This window comes from Pseudomonas sp. H1_G08 (assembly GCF_054681355.1).
In genome coordinates, this window is record NZ_CP162822.1 from 4,678,602 (window position 1) to 4,700,608 (window position 22,007).

18 protein-coding genes are annotated in these 22,007 nt (G+C 61.1%); 8 read left to right on the forward strand and 10 right to left on the reverse strand.

Going from position 1 to position 22,007, the window contains the following annotated elements:
- Positions 1 to 83 precede the first annotated feature (83 nt).
- From pstB to AB4N85_RS21350, 5 genes are all read right to left on the reverse strand, one after another.
- Entirely contained in the window at positions 84 to 917 is an 834-nt protein-coding gene (pstB, locus tag AB4N85_RS21330; RefSeq protein ID WP_041476597.1) for a phosphate ABC transporter ATP-binding protein PstB, read from the reverse strand.
- A 143-nt stretch (positions 918 to 1,060) separates the two neighbouring features.
- Complete coding sequence (gene pstA / locus AB4N85_RS21335; protein WP_016772481.1) at positions 1,061 to 2,731, reverse strand: phosphate ABC transporter permease PstA; 1,671 nt, start codon at positions 2,729 to 2,731, stop codon at positions 1,061 to 1,063.
- Positions 2,732 to 2,747: 16 nt separating this feature from the next.
- Entirely contained in the window at positions 2,748 to 5,033 is a 2,286-nt protein-coding gene (locus AB4N85_RS21340; RefSeq protein ID WP_024014834.1) for an ABC transporter permease subunit, read from the reverse strand.
- A gap of 252 nt (positions 5,034 to 5,285) precedes the next feature.
- Complete coding sequence (locus AB4N85_RS21345) at positions 5,286 to 6,284, reverse strand: phosphate ABC transporter substrate-binding protein PstS (RefSeq protein ID WP_016772480.1); 999 nt, start codon at positions 6,282 to 6,284, stop codon at positions 5,286 to 5,288.
- Positions 6,285 to 6,524: 240 nt separating this feature from the next.
- On the reverse strand, positions 6,525 to 7,823 hold the full coding sequence (locus AB4N85_RS21350; RefSeq protein ID WP_122506251.1) for an MFS transporter: 1,299 nt from the start codon (positions 7,821 to 7,823) through the stop codon (positions 6,525 to 6,527).
- A 377-nt stretch (positions 7,824 to 8,200) separates the two neighbouring features.
- Between AB4N85_RS21350 and AB4N85_RS21355 the strand changes: the two genes are divergently transcribed.
- Entirely contained in the window at positions 8,201 to 8,605 is a 405-nt protein-coding gene (locus AB4N85_RS21355) for an acyl-CoA thioesterase (RefSeq protein WP_003229628.1), read from the forward strand.
- A 57-nt stretch (positions 8,606 to 8,662) separates the two neighbouring features.
- Entirely contained in the window at positions 8,663 to 9,562 is a 900-nt protein-coding gene (locus AB4N85_RS21360; RefSeq protein WP_150637181.1) for a D-hexose-6-phosphate mutarotase, read from the forward strand.
- Positions 9,563 to 9,776: 214 nt separating this feature from the next.
- Here AB4N85_RS21360 and AB4N85_RS21365 read toward each other — a convergent pair whose 3' ends face one another.
- The 5 genes from AB4N85_RS21365 to AB4N85_RS21385 form a co-directional block, all read right to left on the reverse strand.
- Entirely contained in the window at positions 9,777 to 10,313 is a 537-nt protein-coding gene (locus AB4N85_RS21365; protein ID WP_056790934.1) for a DUF3299 domain-containing protein, read from the reverse strand.
- Positions 10,314 to 10,406: 93 nt separating this feature from the next.
- On the reverse strand, positions 10,407 to 10,652 hold the full coding sequence (locus AB4N85_RS21370; RefSeq protein WP_016772475.1) for a GlsB/YeaQ/YmgE family stress response membrane protein: 246 nt from the start codon (positions 10,650 to 10,652) through the stop codon (positions 10,407 to 10,409).
- 111 nt (positions 10,653 to 10,763) lie between these two features.
- On the reverse strand, positions 10,764 to 11,846 hold the full coding sequence (locus tag AB4N85_RS21375) for a 5-(carboxyamino)imidazole ribonucleotide synthase (RefSeq protein ID WP_041476593.1): 1,083 nt from the start codon (positions 11,844 to 11,846) through the stop codon (positions 10,764 to 10,766).
- A gap of 10 nt (positions 11,847 to 11,856) precedes the next feature.
- Complete coding sequence (purE, locus tag AB4N85_RS21380) at positions 11,857 to 12,348, reverse strand: 5-(carboxyamino)imidazole ribonucleotide mutase (protein ID WP_007920220.1); 492 nt, start codon at positions 12,346 to 12,348, stop codon at positions 11,857 to 11,859.
- Positions 12,349 to 12,680: 332 nt separating this feature from the next.
- Positions 12,681 to 13,598, reverse strand: coding sequence for a LysR substrate-binding domain-containing protein (locus tag AB4N85_RS21385; RefSeq protein WP_150742873.1), 918 nt, complete (start codon positions 13,596 to 13,598; stop codon positions 12,681 to 12,683).
- A 180-nt stretch (positions 13,599 to 13,778) separates the two neighbouring features.
- Here AB4N85_RS21385 and aspA point away from each other — a divergent pair, with 180 nt between their 5' ends.
- From aspA to AB4N85_RS21415, 6 genes are all read left to right on the forward strand, one after another.
- Positions 13,779 to 15,203, forward strand: a complete 1,425-nt coding sequence (gene aspA, locus AB4N85_RS21390) for an aspartate ammonia-lyase (RefSeq protein ID WP_016772472.1) — start codon at positions 13,779 to 13,781, stop codon at positions 15,201 to 15,203.
- Between the two features lie 484 nt (positions 15,204 to 15,687).
- The gene (locus tag AB4N85_RS21395) at positions 15,688 to 17,136 is read left to right on the forward strand and encodes an alanine/glycine:cation symporter family protein (RefSeq protein ID WP_150637183.1); all 1,449 of its coding nucleotides are present in this window, start codon (positions 15,688 to 15,690) and stop codon (positions 17,134 to 17,136) included.
- 171 nt (positions 17,137 to 17,307) lie between these two features.
- Complete coding sequence (locus AB4N85_RS21400) at positions 17,308 to 18,312, forward strand: asparaginase (protein WP_252868484.1); 1,005 nt, start codon at positions 17,308 to 17,310, stop codon at positions 18,310 to 18,312.
- Between the two features lie 245 nt (positions 18,313 to 18,557).
- Positions 18,558 to 19,550 carry an AraC family transcriptional regulator gene (locus tag AB4N85_RS21405; RefSeq protein WP_095181211.1) on the forward strand — a complete coding sequence of 331 codons (993 nt, stop codon included), beginning with the start codon at positions 18,558 to 18,560 and terminating at the stop codon, positions 19,548 to 19,550.
- Between the two features lie 199 nt (positions 19,551 to 19,749).
- Positions 19,750 to 20,775 carry a histone deacetylase family protein gene (locus AB4N85_RS21410; RefSeq protein ID WP_236167794.1) on the forward strand — a complete coding sequence of 342 codons (1,026 nt, stop codon included), beginning with the start codon at positions 19,750 to 19,752 and terminating at the stop codon, positions 20,773 to 20,775.
- Complete coding sequence (locus AB4N85_RS21415) at positions 20,772 to 21,866, forward strand: polyamine ABC transporter substrate-binding protein (RefSeq protein ID WP_150637189.1); 1,095 nt, start codon at positions 20,772 to 20,774, stop codon at positions 21,864 to 21,866. Before AB4N85_RS21410 ends, AB4N85_RS21415 begins: the two co-directional genes overlap by 4 nt.
- Positions 21,867 to 22,007: the final 141 nt, after the last annotated feature.

A 22,007-nucleotide genomic window follows, 5' to 3' on the forward strand; every position in this document is an offset into this window, starting at 1 on the left:
AGCTTCAAGCAGTTATGTATAAGTCCTGATATCGCACCAATTATTTCTTGCCGCTTGAAGCTTGCGGCGTGCAGCTGCTCCAATCAGCCATAGCGACCGGTGATGTAGTCTTCGGTCTGCTTCTTCGCCGGATTGGTGAACAGAGTATCGGTGTCGCCGAATTCCACCAGTTTGCCCATGTACATGAACGCGGTGTAGTCGGACACCCGCGCCGCCTGTTGCATGTTGTGGGTCACGATGACGATGGTGAACTTGGATTTCAGCTCGTAGATCAGCTCTTCGACTTTCAGCGTCGAGATCGGGTCCAGAGCGGAGCACGGTTCGTCGAGTAGCAGCACTTCCGGCTCGACCGCGATGGTGCGCGCGATCACCAGACGCTGTTGCTGACCGCCGGACAGGCCGAGGGCCGAGTCGTGCAGACGGTCTTTGACCTCGTCCCACAATGCCGCGCCTTTCAACGCCCATTCAACGGCTTCGTCGAGGATGCGCTTCTTGTTGATGCCCTGGATGCGCAGGCCATAGACCACGTTTTCGTAGATGGTCTTCGGGAACGGGTTGGGCTTCTGGAACACCATGCCGACGCGACGACGCAGTTCGGCAACGTCTTCGCCCTTGCGATAGATGTTGTTGCCGTACAGGTTGATCGCGCCCTCGACACGGCATCCGTCGACCAGATCGTTCATCCGGTTGAAGGTACGCAGCAGCGTCGACTTACCGCAGCCGGACGGGCCGATGAACGCGGTCACACGCTGCTTCGGGATGTTCATGCTGACGTCGAACAGTGCCTGTTTGTCGCCGTAGTACAGGCTCAGGCCCGGCACTTCGATGGCGACGGTTTCCTGCGCCAGGTTGAGGCTCTGCTTGTCGCGGCCCAGGGCAGACATGTTGATGCCGTGGCTGTGTGTTTCGTGCTGCATGGGAGGCTCCCTGTGCTAACAAATTCGGTCCGGTTTTGTAGGAGTGAGCCTGCTCGCGATTCAGGCGCTGCGGTTTGTCTATGAAACCGCGGTGATGCCTTCGCGAGCAGGCTCGCTCCCACATAAAAATCAGTGCTGCAAAATCAGCTATCCAGTGCTTTGTATTTTTCGCGCAGGTGGTTGCGGATATACACCGCCGACAGGTTCAGCGTCGCGATCACCAGCACCAGCAGCAGCGCGGTGGCGTACACCAGCGGGCGGGCTGCTTCGACGTTGGGGCTCTGGAAGCCGACGTCGTAAATGTGAAAGCCCAGGTGCATGATCTTCTGGTCCAGGTGCAGGTACGGGTAGTTGCCGTCCACCGGCAGCGACGGCGCCAGTTTCACCACACCCACCAGCATCAGCGGCGCCACTTCACCGGCGGCACGGGCCACGGCGAGGATCATCCCGGTCATCATGGCCGGGCTGGCCATCGGGATAACGATTTTCCACAGCGTTTCCGCTTTGGTCGCGCCGAGGGCCAACGAGCCTTCACGCACGGTACGAGGAATCCGCGCCAGACCTTCTTCGGTCGCCACAATCACCACCGGCACTGCCAGCAGCGCCAGGGTCAGCGAGGCCCAGAGCAGGCCCGGCGTACCAAAGGTCGGCGCCGGCAGTGCTTCAGGGAAGAACAAGCGGTCGACCGAACCACCCAGCACGTAGACGAAGAAGCCCAGACCGAACACGCCGTAAACGATCGCCGGTACGCCGGCGAGGTTGTTCACCGCGATACGAATGACGCGAGTCAGGGTGTTCTGCTTGGCATATTCGCGCAGGTACACCGCTGCCAGCACGCCGAACGGTGTAACGATCATCGCCATGATCAGGGTCATCATCACAGTGCCGAAGATCGCCGGGAAGATCCCGCCTTCGGTGTTCGCTTCACGCGGGTCGTCGGAGAGGAATTCCCAGATCTTGCTGAAGTAGAAACCAACCTTGGTCAAGGTGCTCATGCCGTTTGGCTGGTAGGCATGCACGACTTTGCCCAGACCGATTTCGATTTCCTTGCCGTTGGCGTCACGGGCGGTCAAGGCGTCGCGGTTGAACTGTGCATGCAAATCAGACAGACGTGCTTCGATGTCTTTGTAGCGCGCGTCCAGCTCGGCGCGCTCGGACTCCATGTCCGCTTGTGCGGTGGCGTCGAGTTTGCCCTCCAGCTCCAGTTTGCGCCCGTGCAGACGGATTCGCTCGAGGCCGGCATTGATTGCGCCGATGTCGGTTTTTTCCAGCGTCTTCAGTTGAGCCGCAAGATCGTTCACCCGATCGATGCGCGCTTGCAGTTCAGGCCAAGCGGCCTCGCCTTCGGCGATGACCTTGCCGTCCTGTTTGACGTTGACCAGGTAGCCGTAGAAGTTGCCCCACTCGCGACGCTCGATCGCCATCAATTCTGGCGGTGTGGTCTGCTTGGTCAGCCACTCGCCGACGATCCAGGTGAAGTCGTTGCCGTTCAGGTCACGGTTGCCGACCTTGATCAGCTCGCGGGTCATGAATTCCGGACCTTCGTCCGGCACCGGCAGACCGGCGCTCTTCAGACGTGCGCGCGGCACTTCTTCTTTCTGCACCACTTCGCCGATCACCAGGTGATTGGCCTGGCCCGGTACGTCGTAATGCGCGTGGATCAGGTCCGCCGGCCAGAAGTGACCGAGACCGCGCACGGCAATCACCGCCAACAGACCAATGGTCATGATGACCGCGATGGACACCGCGCCACCGCTGATCCAGACGCCCGGGGCGCCGCTCTTGAACCATCCTTTCAGGGAGTTCTGTTTCACAGACTTCTACCTTTGCTTAAAGCGACGAGTATTTCTTGCGCAGACGCTGACGAATCAGTTCTGCCAGGGTGTTCATGACGAAGGTGAACAGCAGCAGCACCAGCGCCGAGAGGAACAGCACGCGGTAGTGGCTGCCGCCGACTTCCGACTCGGGCATTTCCACCGCGACGTTGGCGGCCAGGGTGCGCAGGCCTTCGAACAGGTTCATCTCCATGACCGGGGTGTTGCCGGTGGCCATCAGCACGATCATGGTTTCGCCGACCGCACGGCCCATGCCGATCATCAGCGCCGAGAAGATGCCCGGGCTTGCGGTCAGGATCACCACGCGGGTCATGGTCTGCCATGGCGTCGCACCCAGGGCCAGCGAACCCAGGGTCAGGCCGCGCGGCACACTGAACACGGCGTCTTCGGCGATCGAGTAGATGTTCGGGATCACCGCGAAACCCATGGCCAGACCGACCACCAGAGCGTTGCGCTGGTCGTAAGTGATGCCCAGGTCATGGGAGATCCACATGCGCATGTCGCCGCCGAAGAACCAGTTCTCCATGAACGGGCTCATGTAGAGCGAGAGCCAGCCCACAAACAGGATCACCGGAATCAGCAGCGCACTTTCCCAGCCGTCCGGGACTTTCAGGCGGATCGACTCGGGCAGGCGGCTGAAGGTGAAACCGGCGACCAGAATGCCGATCGGCAGCAACATCAGCAGGCTGAAGATGCCCGGCAGATGGCCTTCTACGTACGGCGCGAGGAACAGGCCGGCAAAGAAACCGAGGATCACCGTCGGCATCGCTTCCATCAGCTCGATCACCGGTTTGACCTTGCGGCGCATGCCCGGCGCCATGAAGTACGCGGTGTAGATCGCCGCAGCGACGGCCAGTGGCGCGGCCAGCAGCATGGCGTAGAACGCGGCTTTCAGGGTGCCGAAGGTCAGCGGCGACAGGCTCAGTTTCGGTTCGAAATCGGTGTTGGCGGCGGTCGATTGCCAGACGTATTTAGGCTCGTCGTAGTTCTCGTACCAGACCTTGCTCCACAGCGCGCTCCACGATACTTCCGGGTGCGGGTTGTCGAGCAGCAGCGGTTGCAGCTTGCCGCCGGCTTCGACGATCACCCGGTTGGCGCGCGGCGACAGACCAAACAGGCCCTGGCCTTCAACCACCTGATCGACCAGCAACGTGCGGTGTGCGGTGCTGTGGAACACGCCGAGCTTGCCGCTGGCATCAAGGGCGAGGAAGCCTTTGCGGCGTTCTTCGGCAGCGATTTCAACGATCGGCGTGGTGCCCATCTGGAAGGTGCGGATCTGCTTCAGACGCTGCTCGCCATCGGTATCGCGAGCCATGAACCACTGGGCCAGACCGCCCTTGGAATCGCCGACGATCAGCGAGATACCGCCGACCAGCTGCGCGGTGGCAGTGACTTGGGCGTCAGCGTTTTCCAGCAGTTTGTAGCGCCCGTTGAGGCTCTTGTCGCGCAGGCTGAACACGTCGGCCTGAGCACGACCGTTGACCACGTACAGCCACTGCTGGCGCGGGTCGACGAAGATGTTTTTCACCGGCTCGGTCATCTGCGGCAGATCGATGCGCGTCTGCTCGTTGGTGACTTCGCCGGTCATCATGTTTTCTTCGCTGGTCAGCGACAGCACATTGAGTTGCGAGCCAGTGGAGCCGACCAGCATCAGCGTCGAGTCGGTGGCGTTGAGGCTGACATGCTCCAGCGCGCCGCCGCTTTCGTTCAGCGCAATTGGCGCCTCGCCATAGGGATATTCGATGGCCGGGCTGATGGTTTTCTTGCCATCGGGATAGCTGACTTTATAGGTATGACGGAACACCAGCGCCTGACCGTTGGACAGACCCACGGCCACCAGCGGATGACCCGGCTGGTCTTCGCCAATAGACGTCACAGTGGCGCCCGCAGGCAGCGGCAGATCGACACGCCTCAATTCAGCGCCACTGTCGAGATCGAAGAACAGCGCCTGGCCCTTGTCGGATACACGCATGGCCACCTGATTCTGCTCTTCGAGCGAGATCATCAGCGGCTTGCCCGCGTCCTGCATCCAGGCCGGGGTGATCGAGTCTTTCGCGGTCAGGTCGGCGCCTTGAAACAGTGGCGCAACGACGTAGGCGAGGAAGAAGAAGATCAGGGTGATGGCCGCGAGCACCGCCAGGCCGCCAACGAGGACGTACCAACGGGTGAAGCGATCCTTGAGCGCGCGGATGCGGCGCTTGCGTTGCAGCTCAGGCGTATTGAAATCAATGCGCTTGGGAGGGGAAGACGTAGTCATTGGGGAATTGGCCAGATCATTCATGCGCACACCCTAGCGATCCTGTATGACAGAAAGATGACAGTGCAGTGACGCAGCAAATCCGCCAGCCGGAAGTCCGGCAGCGGAGTCGAGAATTCGAGGTTGTGAAACCTGTGCAGGAGCTGTCGAGGGAACCGAGGCTGCGATCTTTTGATCTTGCGATCAGAGGCCAGATCAAAAGATCGCAGCCTCGTTTCACTCGTCAGCTCCTACACGGTTCCAGCAGGTCCGGGGGGTTGCCCCGGATCTGCGGTGTTACTTCTTGGCGACAGCGCCGCCTTCTTGCAGACCGAGGTCAGCCAGTGCTTTGGCAGCAACCTTGGCAGGCAGCGGGATGTAGCCGTCTTTCACTACCACTTCCTGGCCCTGTTTCGACAGCACCAGCTTCACGAACTCGGCTTCCAGTGGCGCCAGAGGCTTGTTCGGGGCTTTGTTGACGTAAACGTAGAGGAAACGCGACAGCGGATACTTGCCGTTCAGGGCGTTTTCTTCGGTGTCTTCAATGAACTCGCCGCCTTCTTTCTTGGCCAGGGCTACGGTTTTCACGCTGGCGGTCTTGTAGCCGATGCCCGAGTAGCCGACGCCGTTAAGCGAGCTGCTGATCGACTGCACCACCGACGCCGAACCTGGTTGTTCGTTGACGTTTGGCTTGTAGTCACCTTTGCACAGGGCTTCTTCCTTGAAGTAGCCGTAGGTGCCGGACACCGAGTTACGGCCGAACAGCTGGACCGGCTTGTTGGCCAGGTCACCGGTCACGCCCAGGTCACCCCAGGTCTTGACGTCAGCTTTGGCACCGCACAGGCGCGTCGAGGAGAAAATCGCATCGACCTGAGCCATGGTCAGGTGCTTGATCGGGTTGTCCTTGTGCACGAACACGGCCAGAGCATCCACGGCAACCGGGATCGCCGTCGGCTTGTAGCCGTACTTCTGCTCGAAAGCCTGCAGCTCGTTGTCCTTCATCTTGCGGCTCATCGGGCCCAGGTTGGCGGTGCCTTCGGTGAGTGCAGGTGGCGCGGTGGAAGAACCGGCAGCCTGAATCTGGATGTTGACGTTCGGGTATTCTTTTTTGTAGTTCTCGGCCCACAGGGTCATGAGGTTGGCCAGGGTATCGGAACCGACGCTGGACAGGTTGCCCGACACACCAGTGGTCTTGGTGTAGCTCGGGATAGCAGGGTCAACAGCGGCGAACGCGTTGGCAGTCGCAACGCCAGCAGCGACAAAAGTCATTGCCGCCATCAAACGCTTCAGTTTCATGCTTTACTCCTAGCAGATAGGGTGTGTTAAGTCGGGGCCAAGTATCAGCAGGCCATGTGAACACTCTATGGCTGAAATATGACAATTGGATGAAAGGCCAGCATGTCGCGACATATCGTTCCCACGCTCTGCGTGGGAACGCCGCCATGGACGCTCTGCGTCCGCATTTGAGACGTGACGCGGAGCGTCACAGGATGCATTCCCACGCAGAGCGTGGGAACGATCAGGCGGGAGAGAAAATCAACGCCCCTTCTTCCAGAGCCACGCACCTACCACAATCCCCATCCCGCACAGCACTGCCACATAGTAGGCAGGCCCCATTGCACTTTCCTTCAGCAGCAGGCTCACCACCATTGGCGTCAGGCCACCGAAGATCGCGTACGCGACGTTGTACGAGAACGACAGGCCACTGAAGCGAACCACCGGCGGGAACGCTTTGACCATCACGTACGGCACCGCGCCGATGGTGCCGACCAGCAAACCGGTCAATGCGTACAGCGGGAACAGCCAGTCCGGGTGGTCGGCGAGGCTGTGGTAGAAGGTCCAGGAGCTGATCAGCAGACCGAGGCAGCCAAAGACGAAGACGCGACCGGCGCCGAAGCGATCAGCCAACGCGCCGGCACCAATGCAGCCGAGGCTGAGGAAGACGATCGCCAGACTGTTGGCTTGCAGCGCCGTGGTCGCCGAGAAGTGGTAGACCGTTTGCAGCACGGTCGGGGTCATCAGGATCACTACGACAACGCCAGCCGAGAGCAGCCAGGTCAGCAGCATCGAAATGGCGATGGCGCCGCGATGATCACGCAGCACCGCGCGCAACGGCACTTCTTCGGCCAGTGCCTTGCGCAATTGCAGTTCGGCGAACACCGGAGTTTCGTGCAGCCAGCGGCGCAGGTACACAGAGAACAGGCCGAACACGCCGCCGAGCAGGAACGGAATCCGCCAGGCGTAATCCGACACTTCGGCTGGCGTATAAATGCTGTTGATCGCAGTGGCGACCAGCGAGCCGAGGAGGATGCCGGCAGTCAGGCCGCTGGTGAGCGTGCCGCAGGCATAACCGATGTGCTTTTGCGGTACGTGTTCGGAAACGAAGACCCACGCTCCCGGCACCTCACCGCCAATAGCGGCGCCCTGGATCACCCGCATCAGCAGCAACAGGATCGGCGCCCAGATGCCGATCTGCGCGTAGGTCGGCAGCAGGCCCATGATCAGCGTCGGCACGGCCATCATGAAAATGCTCAGGGTGAACATCTTCTTGCGCCCCAGCAGGTCACCGAAGTGCGCCATGACGATGCCGCCCAAAGGACGCGCCAGATAGCCGGCGGCGAAGATGCCGAAGGTCTGCATCAATCGCAGCCACTCGGGCATGTCGGCCGGGAAGAACAGCTTGCCGACGACGGTGGCGAAGAAGACGAAGATGATGAAATCGTAGAACTCCAGCGCCCCGCCAAGGGCGGACAGCGACAGAGTCTTGTAGTCATTGCGGGTCAACGGTCGTGCGGGTTGCTCGGGCTGCGCGAGGCTCGAAGGCGCTGTGGTCATGGCAAGGGCTTCTCTTATAGTCGAATCTGTCGCCACAACAACGCTGGCGGTGGCTTGGACAGGTTCGGCACCATAGCAAATTGTTCGAAAAAGCACATAGAGGCGCGTAATTGACGGTCGAAATCAGAACCGGGTGGTCGTCGCGGGGTCTATCGACCGATATACTCGCCACCTGCGCAGGATTTGTAAGAGGTTGCTGTGCGAAAACGTTGTTGGCCCGTCCTTTGCTCGGGATTTAGCCTTTTTCGCAGAGTTTCCCTTTAGGCGCCTGATGGAAAACGTGACGAACGCAGTGTGTTCGGTGTTGAATCGTTTTTCTTGAAGACGGCTACCACTCGCAATACCCACGAAGAGTCATGGGTCAGAGGCCCCTCGGCATGATAGAGCTCGAACAAGAAGATCCGATCCCACAGGGCGACCTGGCCCTGCAAATCACCGCACTTCCCCGCGAAACCAACGGCTTTGGCGATATTTTCGGCGGCTGGCTGGTCGCGCAGATGGATCTGGCCGGCACCGCCATGGCCAGCCGGGTGGCCGGTGGCCGCGTTGCCACTGTCGCCATCGACCGCATGGCGTTCCTCGTCCCGGTCGCGGTCGGCGCGCAGTTGTCCTTTTATACCCAGACCCTGGAAATCGGACGCAGCTCGATCCAGATGATGGTCGAAGTGTGGAGCGATGACCCACTCTCCAGCGAATGGCGCAAGGTCACCGAAGCGGTTTTCGTTTTCGTCGCCATCGACGGCAGCGGTCGCACCCGTTCGGTGCCGCCACGCGCGCGTTAAACCTCGCGACCGTTTTGCGGTCGATAGTCGTCCCCAGTGTCTGATCGAGAGTTGCCCATGAACACGCCCAACGTTGAAGCCGTGAAACAGGATGAACTGAACTGCTGGCGCATCCGCCACGGCAAGGCCGAAGTGCTGGTGGCCCAGCAAGGCGCGCACATCCTCAGTTATCAGATCGACGGCCAGCCGCCGATCATCTGGCTCAACGACAAGGCCGAGTTCAAGACCGGCAAAAGCATCCGCGCCGGCGTGCCGGTGTGCTGGCCGTGGTTTGGCAAATTCGAACGCAACCCGAGCAGCGTGCAGGCCATGTACACCGGCGAGCAGCCGGCCCCCGCGCACGGTCTGGTGCGGGCGATGGACTGGGAGTTGGGCAACATCGAATCAGAGGCTGACGGCATCAAGGTCGAATTCAAGCTGCCCTACCCGGAAGGTGGCCTGCCGGGCTGGCCCCACGAAGTCGATCTGACCCTGACCCTGCATCTGGCGGATCAACTGCATTACAGTCTGACCAGCCATAACCGGGGGACTGACAGCGTCACGCTGAGTCAGGCGCTGCACACCTATTTCGCCGTGAGTGACGTGCGTAATGTGCATGTCGACGGCGTGGCCGGGCTCAACTACATCGAGACCCTGGACGACTGGAACACGGCCAGCCAAAGCGGCGATCTGCATTTCGCCGGCGAGACCGACCGCATCTACCTCGACGTTCCGCCGCAATTGAGCATCGTTGATGCGACCTGGGAACGACGCATCGTGCTGACCTCTACCGGCTCGCGCACTGCGGTGATCTGGAACCCGTGGATCGACCGCGCCGCCGCACTGCCGGACATGGACAACGATGGCTGGCAGCGCATGCTGTGCATCGAAACGGCGAATGTGATGGATGATCTGGTGACCCTGGCGCCGGGTGCGAGCCATACCATGGGTGTCAGCGTAGCCGCTACGCCGTTCTAAGCTCTAGCGCAATACAAAAGGGCAAAGAGCCCCGTGGCGAGGGGATTTATCCCCGCTGGGTCGCGAAGCGGCCCCCGCTTTTTTTTTAAATCAAAAGCTGGGGCCTGCTGCGCAGTCCAGCGGGGATAAATCCCCTCGCCACAGATAAATCCCTTCACCACAGATAAATCCCCTCACCACAAAGGCTCGCTCCCAAATTTATGTGCGGCGCGCTTTAGAGGTCAGCCTCCTGCACCACCCGCACCTTCTCCGCCTCCAGCGCATACGCCGCATCCGCCAGGTCATTACTGACCTTTTCGATTTTAAGCGTGCCGGTCACCCACAGCGGTGTGTAGATGTCCTCCAGCTTCAAGCCTTTCGGGTAACGCACCAGCACCAGTTGATTCGGTGGTGGTGGCGGTACGTGGATGCAGGCGCCCGGATAGGGCACGAGGAAGAACAACGTACTGCGGCCCTTGGCGTCGGATTCCAGCGGCACCGGGTAACCACCGATGCGGATGTGTTTGTCGTTCATCGACGCTACGGTTTTCGTCGAATACATCACCGCTGGCAGACCCTTGGCCTGCTTCATCCCGCCCTTCTCGGTGAAGGTGCCGGTGGCTTCGGGAGAGTTGTGGTCGATTTCCGGCATGGCCTCAAGGGCCTTTTGATCCGACTTGGGCATCAGTTCCAGCCAGTCGGTTTCCGGCAGTTCGCCGGCGTGGGCGAGATAGCTGCCCAGCAAGAGGAGAGTCAACAGAAGACGGCGCATGAAGGTGCTCGGCAGGCAAAGGAATGGACGGTGAGTCGCCGCGCATTCTAGCCCTCCCGGCCGTGATGGCCGAGAGGGCTTTGTCGCTTTCGATCAGTTCTTTTTGATCAGACCGTAGATCACCAGCAACACGACAGCGCCGACCAGTGCGCCGAGGAAACCAGCGCCCTCGCCCGCCTGATAGATGCCCAGAGCCTGGCCGCCGTAGGTGGCCGCCAGCGAACCGCCGATACCGAGCAGGATGGTCATGATCCAGCCCATGCTGTCATCGCCCGGTTTCAGGAACCGAGCCAGCAGGCCGACGATCAAGCCGATAAAGATGGTTCCGATAATTCCCATGGCATTTCCCTCTGATTTGGAAGATATGCGAAAGACTAGCCAGTGTTTCGCATCCTGCCATGAGAGAACGGCGGCCCCTGAATGGTTCCGCCGCGGCCACATGAAACTGGTTTACTCGGCGATCAGCGCTTCGACCTTGATGATCTGCGCTTGCAGCGTGGCCATGTCAGCGCAGCGCAGGTTGGCGTGGCCGACCTTGCGTCCGGCCTTGAAAGCTTTGCCGTAGTGATGCAAGTGGCAGTCTTCGATAGCGATGACTTTCTCCACCGGCGGCACTACGCCGATGAAGTTGAGCATCGCGCTCTCGCCGACCTTGGCGGTCGAACCCAGCGGCAGGCCGGCCACGGCGCGCAGGTGGTTTTCGAACTGGCTGCACTCGGCACCTTCGGTGGTCCAGTGCCCGGAGTTGTGCACGCGCGGGGCGATTTCGTTGGCTTTCAGGCCACCGTCGACTTCGAAAAACTCAAAAGCCATCACGCCGACGTAGTCGAGGTGTTTGAGCACGCGACTGGAATAATCTTCCGCCAGCGCCTGCAACGGGTGATCGGTGCTGGCCACCGACAGCTTGAGAATGCCGCTGTCGTGGGTGTTGTGCACCAGTGGATAGAACTTCGTTTCACCATCGCGGGCACGCACGGCGATCAGCGACACTTCGCCGGTGAACGGCACGAAGCCTTCCAGCAAGCAGGCAACGCTGCCCAGTTCGGCGAACGTACCCGCCACGTCTTCCGGTTTGCGCAGGACTTTCTGGCCCTTGCCGTCATAACCCAGGGTGCGGGTTTTCAGCACGGCCGGCAGACCGATGGAAGCGACGGCGGCATCCAGGTCGGCTTGCGACTGGATGTCGGCGAAGGCCGGGGTCGGAATGCCGAGGTCCTTGAACATGCTCTTTTCGAACCAGCGGTCACGAGCAATGCGCAGGGCTTCGGCGCTCGGGTACACCGGCACGAATTGCGAGAGAAACGCCACGGTTTCGGCCGGGACGCTTTCGAATTCGAAGGTCACCAGATCGACTTCATCGGCCAGTTGGCGCAGATGATCCTGATCGCCGTAATCGGCCCGCAGGTGTTCGCCCAGCGCGGCCGCACAGGCGTCCGGCGCAGGGTCGAGGAAAGCGAAGTTCATGCCCAGCGGAGTGCCCGCCAGGGCCAACATGCGACCCAACTGGCCGCCACCGATTACACCGATCTTCATCTCAACAACCTCAGGCAATACGTGGGTCTGGATTGTCCAGGACGCTGTCTGTCTGCTCGGCACGGAAGGTTTTCAGTACCGCGTGGAACTGCGGGTGCTTGGCGCCGAGGATGCTCGCCGAGAGCAGGGCGGCGTTGATTGCGCCAGCCTTGCCGATGGCCAGGGTGGCAACCGGAATGCCAGCTGGCATCTGCACGATCGACAGCAGCGAATCGACGCCCGAGAGCATGGCCGACTGCACCGGCACGCCCAGCACCGGCAGGTGGGTCTTGGCCGCACACATGCCTGGCAAGTGGGCTGCGCCACCGGCACCGGCGATGATCACCTCGATGCCGCGGCTTTCAGCCTCTTCGGCGTACTGGAACAGCAGATCCGGGGTGCGGTGGGCGGAAACCACCTTGACCTCGTACGGGATGCCGAGCTTTTCCAGCATATCGGCGGTGTGGCTAAGGGTGGACCAATCGGACTTGGAGCCCATGATCACGCCAACCAGTGCACTCATCGTCGCGCCTCTTCTCTCTGGAGCGCCCGCAGGCGCGTCATAAAACAACAAGCCACGCAGGTTGCGTGGCTTGATTGTACGAAAAATGGCCGGACGTGCCGGCCGAAGGCCGCGCAGTATACCGCAAAGAAAGCAATAAACAGCCCCCGAAACGACCATCTGTCAAATGAGCGAAACGCCCGGTTTTATTGACTTAAAGGTCAGCACCGAGACATCTCCGGATCCCTGTGGGAGCTGGCTTGCCAGCGATGGCGTCGCATCAGTAAAAAGAGAAGGTGACTGAACCACCGCAATCGCTGGCAAGCCAGCTCCCACAGGGTGTTTCGTTCACCTCAGGTTCCGGTTGTACCTTGCGCAGCGCCGCCTTCAAGCTTGCGCCACAGCAACCGCACGTTGGCCTTGCGCACCAAGGCGCAGCGGTACAAACGAATCTCCAGCGGCACATGCCACTGCGGGCCGCCGCACACCACCAGTTCACCGCGAGCCAGTTCGGCGCGTACGCTCAGTTGCGGCACCCAGGCAATGCCGAGGCCTTCCAGGGCCATGCTTTTCAGGCTGTCGGCCATCGCGGTTTCGTAGATCGTGGTGAAACGCAACTGGCGCTGGCGCAGCAAGCCGTTCACCGAACGCCCAAGAAACGCCCCGGCGCTGTAAGCCAGCAACGGCACACTCGCCTCGCCTTCCAGATCGAACAGCGGTTTGCCATCCAGATCTGCCGCGCACACCGGCAGCATTTCGGTCTGGCCCAAGTGCAGCGACGGGAAAATCTCCGGGTCCATCTGCATCGCCGAATCCGGGTCGTAGAACGCCAGCATCAGATCGCAGCCACCTTCACGCAAAGCGTGCACGGCGTCGCCAACGTTGGTCGCCACCAGCCGTGTGGCGATGTTCAGCCCTTCGTTGCGCAACTGGGCGATCCAGCGCGGGAAAAAGCCTAGCGCCAGCGAGTGCGCCGCTGCGACTTGCATGACCTCGCCCTGCCCGCCTTCCAGATGATGCAGGTGGCGCAGCACTTCACCGAGTTGTTCGACCACGGTGCGCGCAGTCACCAGAAACAACTGCCCCGCCGCCGTCAGTTCGACCGGCGTGCGCGAGCGATTGACCAGAGTCAGCCCCAGCGCCGCTTCGAGGCTGCGGATCCGCCGACTGAATGCCGGCTGGGTCACGAAGCGCCGTTCGGCCGCCTGAGAGAAGCTGCGGGTGGCGGCCAGGGCACTGAAGTCCTCGAGCCATTTGCTTTCCAGATTCATCACGTCCTCCCGGACACGCACCAAAACAGGTCACACGTCTGCCGCACAGGCGGCGTCACACGGGCATTATGCCGAATGTGCATAGGGCAGTGCTGAACAGCATTGGCCCAAAAATCCCCACAAGCCTAGCATTCGCAGCGTTCCGGCACAGACCGGGTCCTTATCGAGATGATTTCTATCATGTCCTCCGCTGCATCTTTCCGCACAGAAACCGACCTGCTTGGCGCCCTCGAAGTACCGGCCCATGCGTATTACGGCATCCAGACCCTGCGAGCGGTGAATAACTTCCGCCTCTCGGGCGTTCCGATTTCGCATTACCCGAAACTGGTTGTGGGCCTGGCGATGGTCAAACAGGCCGCCGCTGACGCCAACCGCGAGCTGGGTCACCTGAGCGAAGCCAAGCACGCTGCCATCAGCGAAGCCTGTGCGCGATTGATCCGCGGCGATTACCACGAAGAGTTCGTGGTCGACATGATTCAAGGTGGCGCCGGCACCTCCACCAACATGAACGCCAACGAAGTGATCGCCAACATTGCTCTGGAAGCGATGGGCCACGAGAAAGGCGAATACCAGTACCTGCACCCGAACGACGACGTGAACATGGCGCAGTCGACCAACGACGCCTACCCGACGGCGATCCGCCTGGGTCTGCTGCTCGGTCACGACGCGCTGCTGGCCAGTCTCGACAGCCTGATTCAGGCGTTCGCGGCCAAGGGTAAAGAGTTCGACCACGTCCTGAAAATGGGCCGTACCCAGCTGCAAGACGCCGTGCCGATGACCCTCGGCCAGGAATTCCGCGCGTTCGCCACCACCATGGGCGAAGACCTCGCGCGTCTGAAGACGCTGGCCCCGGAACTGCTGACCGAAGTCAACCTGGGCGGCACCGCGATCGGCACCGGCATCAACGCCGACCCGCGTTATCAGGCGCTGGCGGTACAGCGTCTGGCGCTGATCAGCGGGCAACCGCTGGTACCGGCCGCCGACCTGATCGAAGCGACCTCCGACATGGGCGCCTTCGTGCTGTTTTCCGGCATGCTCAAGCGCACTGCGGTCAAGCTGTCGAAGATCTGCAACGACCTGCGCCTGCTGTCCAGCGGCCCACGCACCGGCATCAATGAGATCAACCTGCCGGCGCGTCAGCCAGGCAGCTCGATCATGCCCGGCAAGGTCAACCCGGTGATCCCGGAAGCCGTGAACCAGGTCGCGTTCCAGGTCATCGGTAACGACTTGGCGCTGACCATGGCAGCCGAAGGCGGCCAGCTGCAACTGAACGTGATGGAGCCGCTGATCGCTTTCAAGATCCTCGACTCGATCCGCCTGCTGCAACGTGCCATGGACATGCTGCGCGAGCACTGCATCGTCGGCATCACCGCCAACGAAGCGCGCTGCCGTGAACTGGTCGAGCACTCGATCGGTCTGGTCACCGCACTGAACCCGTACATCGGCTACAAAAACGCCACCCGCATCGCCCGTATCGCTCTCGAAAGCGGCCGCGGCGTGCTGGAACTGGTGCGCGAAGAAGGTCTGCTCGACGAAGCCATGCTCGCCGACATCCTGCGCCCGGAAAACATGATTGCCCCGCGTCTGGTTCCGCTCAAAGCCTGAGCCGACGCGAACTTGTAGCACCGCTCACCAGGTCGAGGGACTAGACACCTCTCACCTTTTGAGGGCTTGGGGATTTTGTCCCCGAGCCCTTTTTTTTAACTTCTTTGCGGGCAGGACGTTAGATGCTTTGTGTATTCGATACCGCCAAGATCGCAGCCTTCGGCAGCTCCTACAGGATTGACGTGCACCTGTAGGAGCTGCCGAAGGCTGCGATCTTTTGATTTGCAGCAACCTCGTTTCGTCGCTTGCACCACTACCGTGCAGACGGGCGCGCCACTGATCGGTATAGTGCCGCCCCTCTTCGCGTGAGCGGTCGTTGGTAACGAGGCCATAACCCATGCGAAACCCGAACTAATAACAAAACCCGCGATATGGATCCGGGACGAAACCTTCGCCTCACCCGTCGTGCCGTGCGCAGACCGGTGTAACACGATGTTTCTCCGATCCAGCATTTGCACCCACAAAAAACAGCGAGGATAAATCCATGCTCGAAGTCATCAACGACTTCCTCTCAGGGAAAGTACTGATCGTGCTCATTGTCGGGCTCGGTAGTTACTTCACGATTCGCTCGCGTTTCGTTCAACTGCGTCATTTCTTCCACATGTTCGCGGTGTTCCGCGACAGCCTCAAAGGCAGCGCCGGGCAACTCAGCTCGTTCCAGGCCTTGATGCTCAGCCTCGCCGGCCGCGTCGGTGCAGGCAACATCGCCGGTGTCGGCATCGCCGTGACTCTCGGTGGTCCGGGTGCGGTGTTCTGGATGTGGGTGACCGCACTGGTCGGCATGTCCAGCAGCTTCTTCGAGTGCACCCTGGCCCAGGTCTACAAGCGCGCGGATGGCGACGGCCTGTACCGTGGCGGTCCGGCCTACTACATCCAGCACGGGCTCAAGCTCAAAGGCATGGCGATAGTGTTCTCCGTTCTGCTGCTGGTCACCTACGGCTTCGCCTTCATCGGCCTGCAGTCCTACACCGTGACCCACTCGCTGCAGAACGCCTTTGACTTCAACCCGCAACACACCGGTATCGTCCTGGCGGTGCTGCTGGCCATCACCTTTATCGGCGGGATCAAGCGCATCGCTTCGGTCTCCGACCTGCTGGTACCGATCAAGACCCTGGCCTACATCGGCGTGACCCTGTACGTGATCGGCACCCAGATCGAACACGTGCCGGCCATGCTGGAAACCATCTTCAAGAGCGCCTTCGGCCTCGACCCGGCCTTTGCCGGCCTGCTCGGCAGCGCCATTGTCATGGGCGTGAAGCGTGGCGTGTTCGCCAACGAAGCGGGCCTGGGCAGTGCGCCGAACGTCGCGGCCGTGGCCGCCGTCAAGCACCCGGGCGCGCAGGGCGTGGTCCAGGCTTTCAGCGTATTCCTCGACACCTTCGTGATCTGCACCTGCACCGCGCTGCTGATCCTGCTGTCGGGCTTCTACACCCCGGGTTTCGAAGGTGACGGTATCGTCCTGACCCAGAACTCGCTGGCTGCGGTGGTCGGTGACTGGGGTCGCATGTTCGTCAGCGTTGCGCTGTCGCTGTTCGTCTTCACCTGCATCCTCTACAACTACTATCTGGGCGAGAACAGCTTGCAGTTCCTCAGCCGTAACCGCGCCCTGCTGATGCTGTTCCGCGGCCTGGTGCTGGCGCTGGTGGTATGGGGTTCGATGCAGGACCTGACGACGGTGTTCGCCTTCGCCGACATCACCATGACCTGCCTGGCCTTCGTCAACCTCGTGGCCCTGGCCATGCTGTTCAAGGTCGGCCTGCGGGTGATGCGCGACTACGATGAGCAGCGTCGCGCCGGCGTCAAACAGCCAGTGTTTGATTCGAGCAAATTCGCCGATCTGGATCTGGATCGCAACGCCTGGCCGGTGAACCCGCCAGCAACGGCGGGCCAGACTGAAACTGCGCCGCAAGGCGTACCTGCAGCGCAACGCTGACAGGTGAATGACGGGCGCATCCCCTGCGCCCGTCAGTTATTGTGATGCAATAACTTGTAGGAGTGAGCCTGCTCGCGATGGCGGACTTTCAGCCAACATCATTGTTGAATGACACACTGCTTTCGCGAGCAGGCTCGCTCCCACAGGGCCCTCATCGTTTCGGAGAATCCTATGAGCTCGTCGACCTATCCCGCCGCTCAACACGTCATGGTGCTCTACACCGGTGGCACCATCGGCATGCAGGCCAGCGCCAACGGTCTGGCCCCGGCGTCCGGTTTCGAAGCGCGGATGCGCGACTACCTGCACAGTCAGCCTGAGCTGGTAGTGCCGCAGTGGCAATTTCGGGAAATGTCGCCGCTGATCGACAGCGCCAACATGACCCCGGCCTACTGGCAGCAACTGCGCGAAGCGGTGGTCGATGCCGTGGATGTGCAAGGTTGCGACAGCGTGCTGATCCTGCACGGCACCGACACCCTGGCCTACAGCGCGGCGGCGATGAGTTTTCAGTTGCTCGGCCTGCATGCCCGCGTGTGTTTCACCGGTTCGATGCTGCCGGCGGGCGTGACCGACAGTGATGCCTGGGAAAACCTCGGCGGCGCGCTGGTCGCCCTCGGCCAGGGCCTGGCGCCAGGCGTGCACCTGTACTTCCACGGCGAACTGCTGGCACCGACCCGCTGCGCGAAAGTGCGCAGCTTCGGCCGCCATCCGTTCAAACGCCTGGAGCGTCAGGGCGGTGGTGTGAAGGCGCCTTCGATTCCAGGCGCGCTGAACTACAACCAGCCGAAGCAACTGGCGAAAGTCGCGGTGTTGCCGCTGTTTCCCGGCATCAGTGCCGAAGTCCTCGACGGCCTGCTCGACAGCGGCATTCAAGGTCTGGTGCTGGAATGCTACGGCAGCGGGACCGGGCCGAGCGATAACCCCAAGTTCCTCGCCAGCCTTGGCCGTGCACGGGATAACGGCGTGGTGGTGGTGGCAGTGACGCAATGCCATGAAGGCGGGGTAGAGCTGGATGTCTACGAGGCTGGCAGCCGCTTGCGTGGGGTGGGCGTGTTGTCCGGTGGCGGCATGACCCGCGAGGCGGCGTTCGGCAAGTTGCATGGCTTGCTGGGGGCCGGGCTGGAAACGGCTGAAGTGCGCCGATTGATCGAACTGGATTTGTGTGGTGAGTTGAACTGAGCTCGGCGCTGGATTGCCCCTCACCCTAACCCTCTCCCAGAGGGAGAGGGAACTGACCGTAGTGTCTTGCGCTATACACCGACCTTATAAACAGTGTCGATTATGGATTCGGCGGCGGTGTCTCACGTCGGTGTATTTCTGCAATATCCCCCGTTCGGCCCCCTCTCCCTCTGGGAGTGGGCTGGGGTGAGGGCCTGCGGCATGCAACTTGCTGCGTTCCAGCCACCTCAAGGCTGGAAGATCCCATGCTCCACTCCCACCTCACCACCCTCAACGCGGTCTCGCTGATCCTCAACACGTTCAAGGCCGAAGGCCTGTCGAGCGAGGCGTTACTGGCCGGCAGCGGCATCGTGGCAGCGGATCTGCAGCGTGCCGATACGCGCATCACCACCCATCAAGAGATGCAGGTCTGCACCAACGCGGTCGCGCTCAAGCGTGACATCGGTCTCGAATTGGGCCGGCGCATGCACGTGTCCTGTTACGGCATGCTCGGTTACGCCCTGCTGACCTGTGCCACCTTCGGTGACGCTTTGCGTCTGGCAATCCGTTATCCGGCGCTGTTGGGCACGTTGTTCGAACTGAGCCTGGAAGACGATGGCGAGCAGGTCTGGTTCGTCGCTGCTGATTACCGTGAAAGCGCGGCGATGGCGGTGTTCAACGCCGAATTCTGTCTGGTGTCCCTGAAAGTCATCTGCGACGACTTGCTCGGCCATTCCCTGCCGCTGCGCGCCACGCGCTTCGAACATGCAGCGCCGGACTACCGCGACAGCTACGCCGAACCCTTTAACTCGCCACTGCACTTCTCGGCCAAAGACAACGCCTTCGCCTTCGACCGCCACTGGCTCGATCAGCCGCTGCCGCTGGCCGACGCGATCACTCATCAGGCCATGGCCGAACGTTGCCGCAAGCAGAATCTTGAGTTCACTGGACGTCAGGCCTGGCTGGGGCGGATTCGTCAGTTGCTCAGCGCACAATTGAATGCCGCGCCGGGGCTCGAGGGGCTCGCGCAGCAAATGAAGTGCTCACCGCGCACCCTGCGCCGGCATTTGAAAGACATGGGCAGCAGCTATCAGGAACTGCTCGATGAACTGCGCTTCGAACGGGCCAAGCAGATGTTGTGTGAGGACCAGTTGCCGATCTATCGGATCGCCGAGACGCTGGGCTTCAGCGAGACCGCGAGTTTCCGTCATGCATTTGTGCGCTGGAGTGGCGTGGCGCCGAGTCAGTTCAGATCCTGAAGATCAAAAGATCGCAGCCTTCGGCAGCTCCTACAGGGATCGGTGAGCTGCCGAAGGCTGCGATCTTTGGCTGTGAGGGGCGAATTGCGGTCAGAGGTTTTGGCCATATCGATCCCCTTTTGGCCGCTCCCGACATTCTCCGATTCAAACTGCGCCGCAACACTGAAAGCCACCGAATCAGCCTTGCGGAGAACAACAAATGCTGACGATCTACTCAGACGATCACCACTTGCACCATGGCCGCTGCGAACTCATCGATGGCCAGCTCAAGCCGTGCTTCGAAATGCCGTCGCGTGCCGACCACGTACTGCAACGCGTGCAGAAGCAAAACCTCGGGGCGGTCGAAGCGCCGAAGGATTTCGGCCTGGAGCCGATCGCGCGCATTCACAGCCGTGACTATCTGGAATTTTTCAAAGGTGCATGGCAACGCTGGACCGAGTTCAACACCGACGGCGACTTGCTGCCCTACACCTGGCCGGCGCGCACGCTGCGTGCGATCAAGCCGACCAGCCTGCATGGCCAGCTCGGTTATTACAGCTTCGACGGCGGCGCGCCGATTACCGCCGGCACTTGGCAAGCGGCCTACAGCGCGGCGCAAGTGGCGCTTACCGCGCAGGCAGAAATCCAGGGTGGCGCACGCGCGGCCTTCGCGCTGTGCCGTCCTCCGGGACATCACGCCGCCAGCGACTTGATGGGCGGTTATTGCTACCTCAACAACGCCGCCATCGCCGCTCAGGCCTTTCTCGATCAGGGCCACAAGAAAGTCGCGATCCTTGACGTCGACTACCACCACGGCAACGGCACTCAGTCGATTTTCTATGAACGCAGCGACGTCCTGTTCACTTCGATCCACGGTCACCCGGAAGCGGAGTTTCCGTTCTTCCTCGGCTATGACGACGAGCGTGGCGAAGGCGCCGGTGAAGGGTTCAATTTCAACTATCCGCTGCCGGCCGGTTCCGGCTGGGATGTCTGGAGTGCAGCGCTGGATCAGGCCTGCGACGAGATTGATCGCTACGGAGCGGACATCGTTGTCGTCTCCCTCGGCGTCGATACGTTCAAGGACGATCCGATCTCGCAGTTCAAACTCGACAGCCCGGATTACCTGGCCATGGGCAAGCGCATCGCCGCCCTCGGCAAGCCGACCCTGTTCGTCATGGAAGGTGGCTACGCGGTGGAAGAAATCGGCATCAACGCAGTGAACGTGCTGGAAGGTTTCGAACAATGAAAAAGCGACTGATCGCCTCGGCGCTGTGCGCAGCCATGCTGAGCGCTGGCGCCCACGCCGAAGAACGCACGCTGCGCGTTTATAACTGGTTCGACTACATCACGCCCAAGGCGCTGGACGACTTCAAGGCACAGAACAGCCAGACCAAACTGATCTACGACATCTTCGACACCAACGAAGCGCTCGAGGCCAAGCTGCTCACCGGCAACTCCGGCTATGACGTGGTAGTGCCGTCCAACGTGTTCCTCGCCAAGCAGATCGAGGCCGGAGTGTTCCAGCCGCTTGATCGCAGCAAGTTGCCGAACTGGAATCATCTCGATCCGAAGCTGATGAAGCTGATCGAAGCCAATGATCCTGGAAACAAATTTGCCGTGCCGTACATGTACGGCACCATTCTGATCGGCTTCAACCCCGCCAAGATCAAAGCAGCCCTGGGCGATAACGCGCCGGTAGACAGTTGGGACCTGATCTTCAAGGAAGAGAACATCAGCAAGCTCAAGCAGTGCGGCGTCGCCCTGCTCGACTCACCGTCGGAGATTCTGCCGCTGGCTCTGCAACACCTGGGCCTGGACCCCAACAGCAAGAAGCCGGCGGATTACGCCAAGGCCGAAGCGCTGCTGATGAAGATTCGTCCTTACGTGACCTACTTCCATTCGTCCAAGTACATGGCCGACATCGCCAACGGCGACATCTGCGTGGCCGTCGGTTATTCCGGCAGCTTCTCGCAAGCGGCCAACCGCGCCAAGGAAGCGAAAAACGGCGTGGTGGTGGAAATGCGCTTGCCCAAAGAAGGCGCGCCGATCTGGTTCGACATGCTCGCCATTCCCAAGGGCGCGAAGAACACCGAGGACGCCTACACCTTCATCAACTATCTGCTGCAACCGGCGGTGATTGCCCCGGTCAGCGATTTTGTCGGCTATCCGAACCCGAACAAGGACGCCACCGGCCTGGTCGATCCAGCCATTCGCAACAACCCGAACCTGTACCCGACCGACGCGGCAATGAGCACGCTCTACACCTTGCAGCCGCTGCCTCGGGATGCCGAACGCGCACGCACGCGAGCGTGGACGAAAATCAAGTCCGGGACCTGAAACCGGCTCGTTTGCTCAAGACCCGCCTCGGCGGGTCTTTTTTTTGCCTGGCAGCTTTATCTACCGCACGGGTCGCTGTTGCGCCTTTTAACTTGCCCTGCTCCGCCGCCCTTGCGGCGTCCCGACAGAGCAGGAAACCAC

Coding starts and splice junctions, on each gene's coding strand:
- pstB (WP_041476597.1), bottom strand. CDS start 917: ATGCAGCACGAAACACACAGCCACGGCATCAACATGTCTGCCCTGGGC.
- AB4N85_RS21340 (WP_024014834.1), bottom strand. CDS start 5,033: ATGAATGATCTGGCCAATTCCCCAATGACTACGTCTTCCCCTCCCAAG.
- AB4N85_RS21345 (WP_016772480.1), bottom strand. CDS start 6,284: ATGAAACTGAAGCGTTTGATGGCGGCAATGACTTTTGTCGCTGCTGGC.
- AB4N85_RS21350 (WP_122506251.1), bottom strand. CDS start 7,823: ATGACCACAGCGCCTTCGAGCCTCGCGCAGCCCGAGCAACCCGCACGA.
- AB4N85_RS21355 (WP_003229628.1), top strand. CDS start 8,201: ATGATAGAGCTCGAACAAGAAGATCCGATCCCACAGGGCGACCTGGCC.
- AB4N85_RS21360 (WP_150637181.1), top strand. CDS start 8,663: ATGAACACGCCCAACGTTGAAGCCGTGAAACAGGATGAACTGAACTGC.
- AB4N85_RS21365 (WP_056790934.1), bottom strand. CDS start 10,313: ATGCGCCGTCTTCTGTTGACTCTCCTCTTGCTGGGCAGCTATCTCGCC.
- AB4N85_RS21370 (WP_016772475.1), bottom strand. CDS start 10,652: ATGGGAATTATCGGAACCATCTTTATCGGCTTGATCGTCGGCCTGCTG.
- AB4N85_RS21375 (WP_041476593.1), bottom strand. CDS start 11,846: ATGAAGATCGGTGTAATCGGTGGCGGCCAGTTGGGTCGCATGTTGGCC.
- purE (WP_007920220.1), bottom strand. CDS start 12,348: ATGAGTGCACTGGTTGGCGTGATCATGGGCTCCAAGTCCGATTGGTCC.
- AB4N85_RS21385 (WP_150742873.1), bottom strand. CDS start 13,598: ATGAATCTGGAAAGCAAATGGCTCGAGGACTTCAGTGCCCTGGCCGCC.
- aspA (WP_016772472.1), top strand. CDS start 13,779: ATGTCCTCCGCTGCATCTTTCCGCACAGAAACCGACCTGCTTGGCGCC.
- AB4N85_RS21395 (WP_150637183.1), top strand. CDS start 15,688: ATGCTCGAAGTCATCAACGACTTCCTCTCAGGGAAAGTACTGATCGTG.
- AB4N85_RS21400 (WP_252868484.1), top strand. CDS start 17,308: ATGAGCTCGTCGACCTATCCCGCCGCTCAACACGTCATGGTGCTCTAC.
- AB4N85_RS21405 (WP_095181211.1), top strand. CDS start 18,558: ATGCTCCACTCCCACCTCACCACCCTCAACGCGGTCTCGCTGATCCTC.
- AB4N85_RS21410 (WP_236167794.1), top strand. CDS start 19,750: ATGCTGACGATCTACTCAGACGATCACCACTTGCACCATGGCCGCTGC.
- AB4N85_RS21415 (WP_150637189.1), top strand. CDS start 20,772: ATGAAAAAGCGACTGATCGCCTCGGCGCTGTGCGCAGCCATGCTGAGC.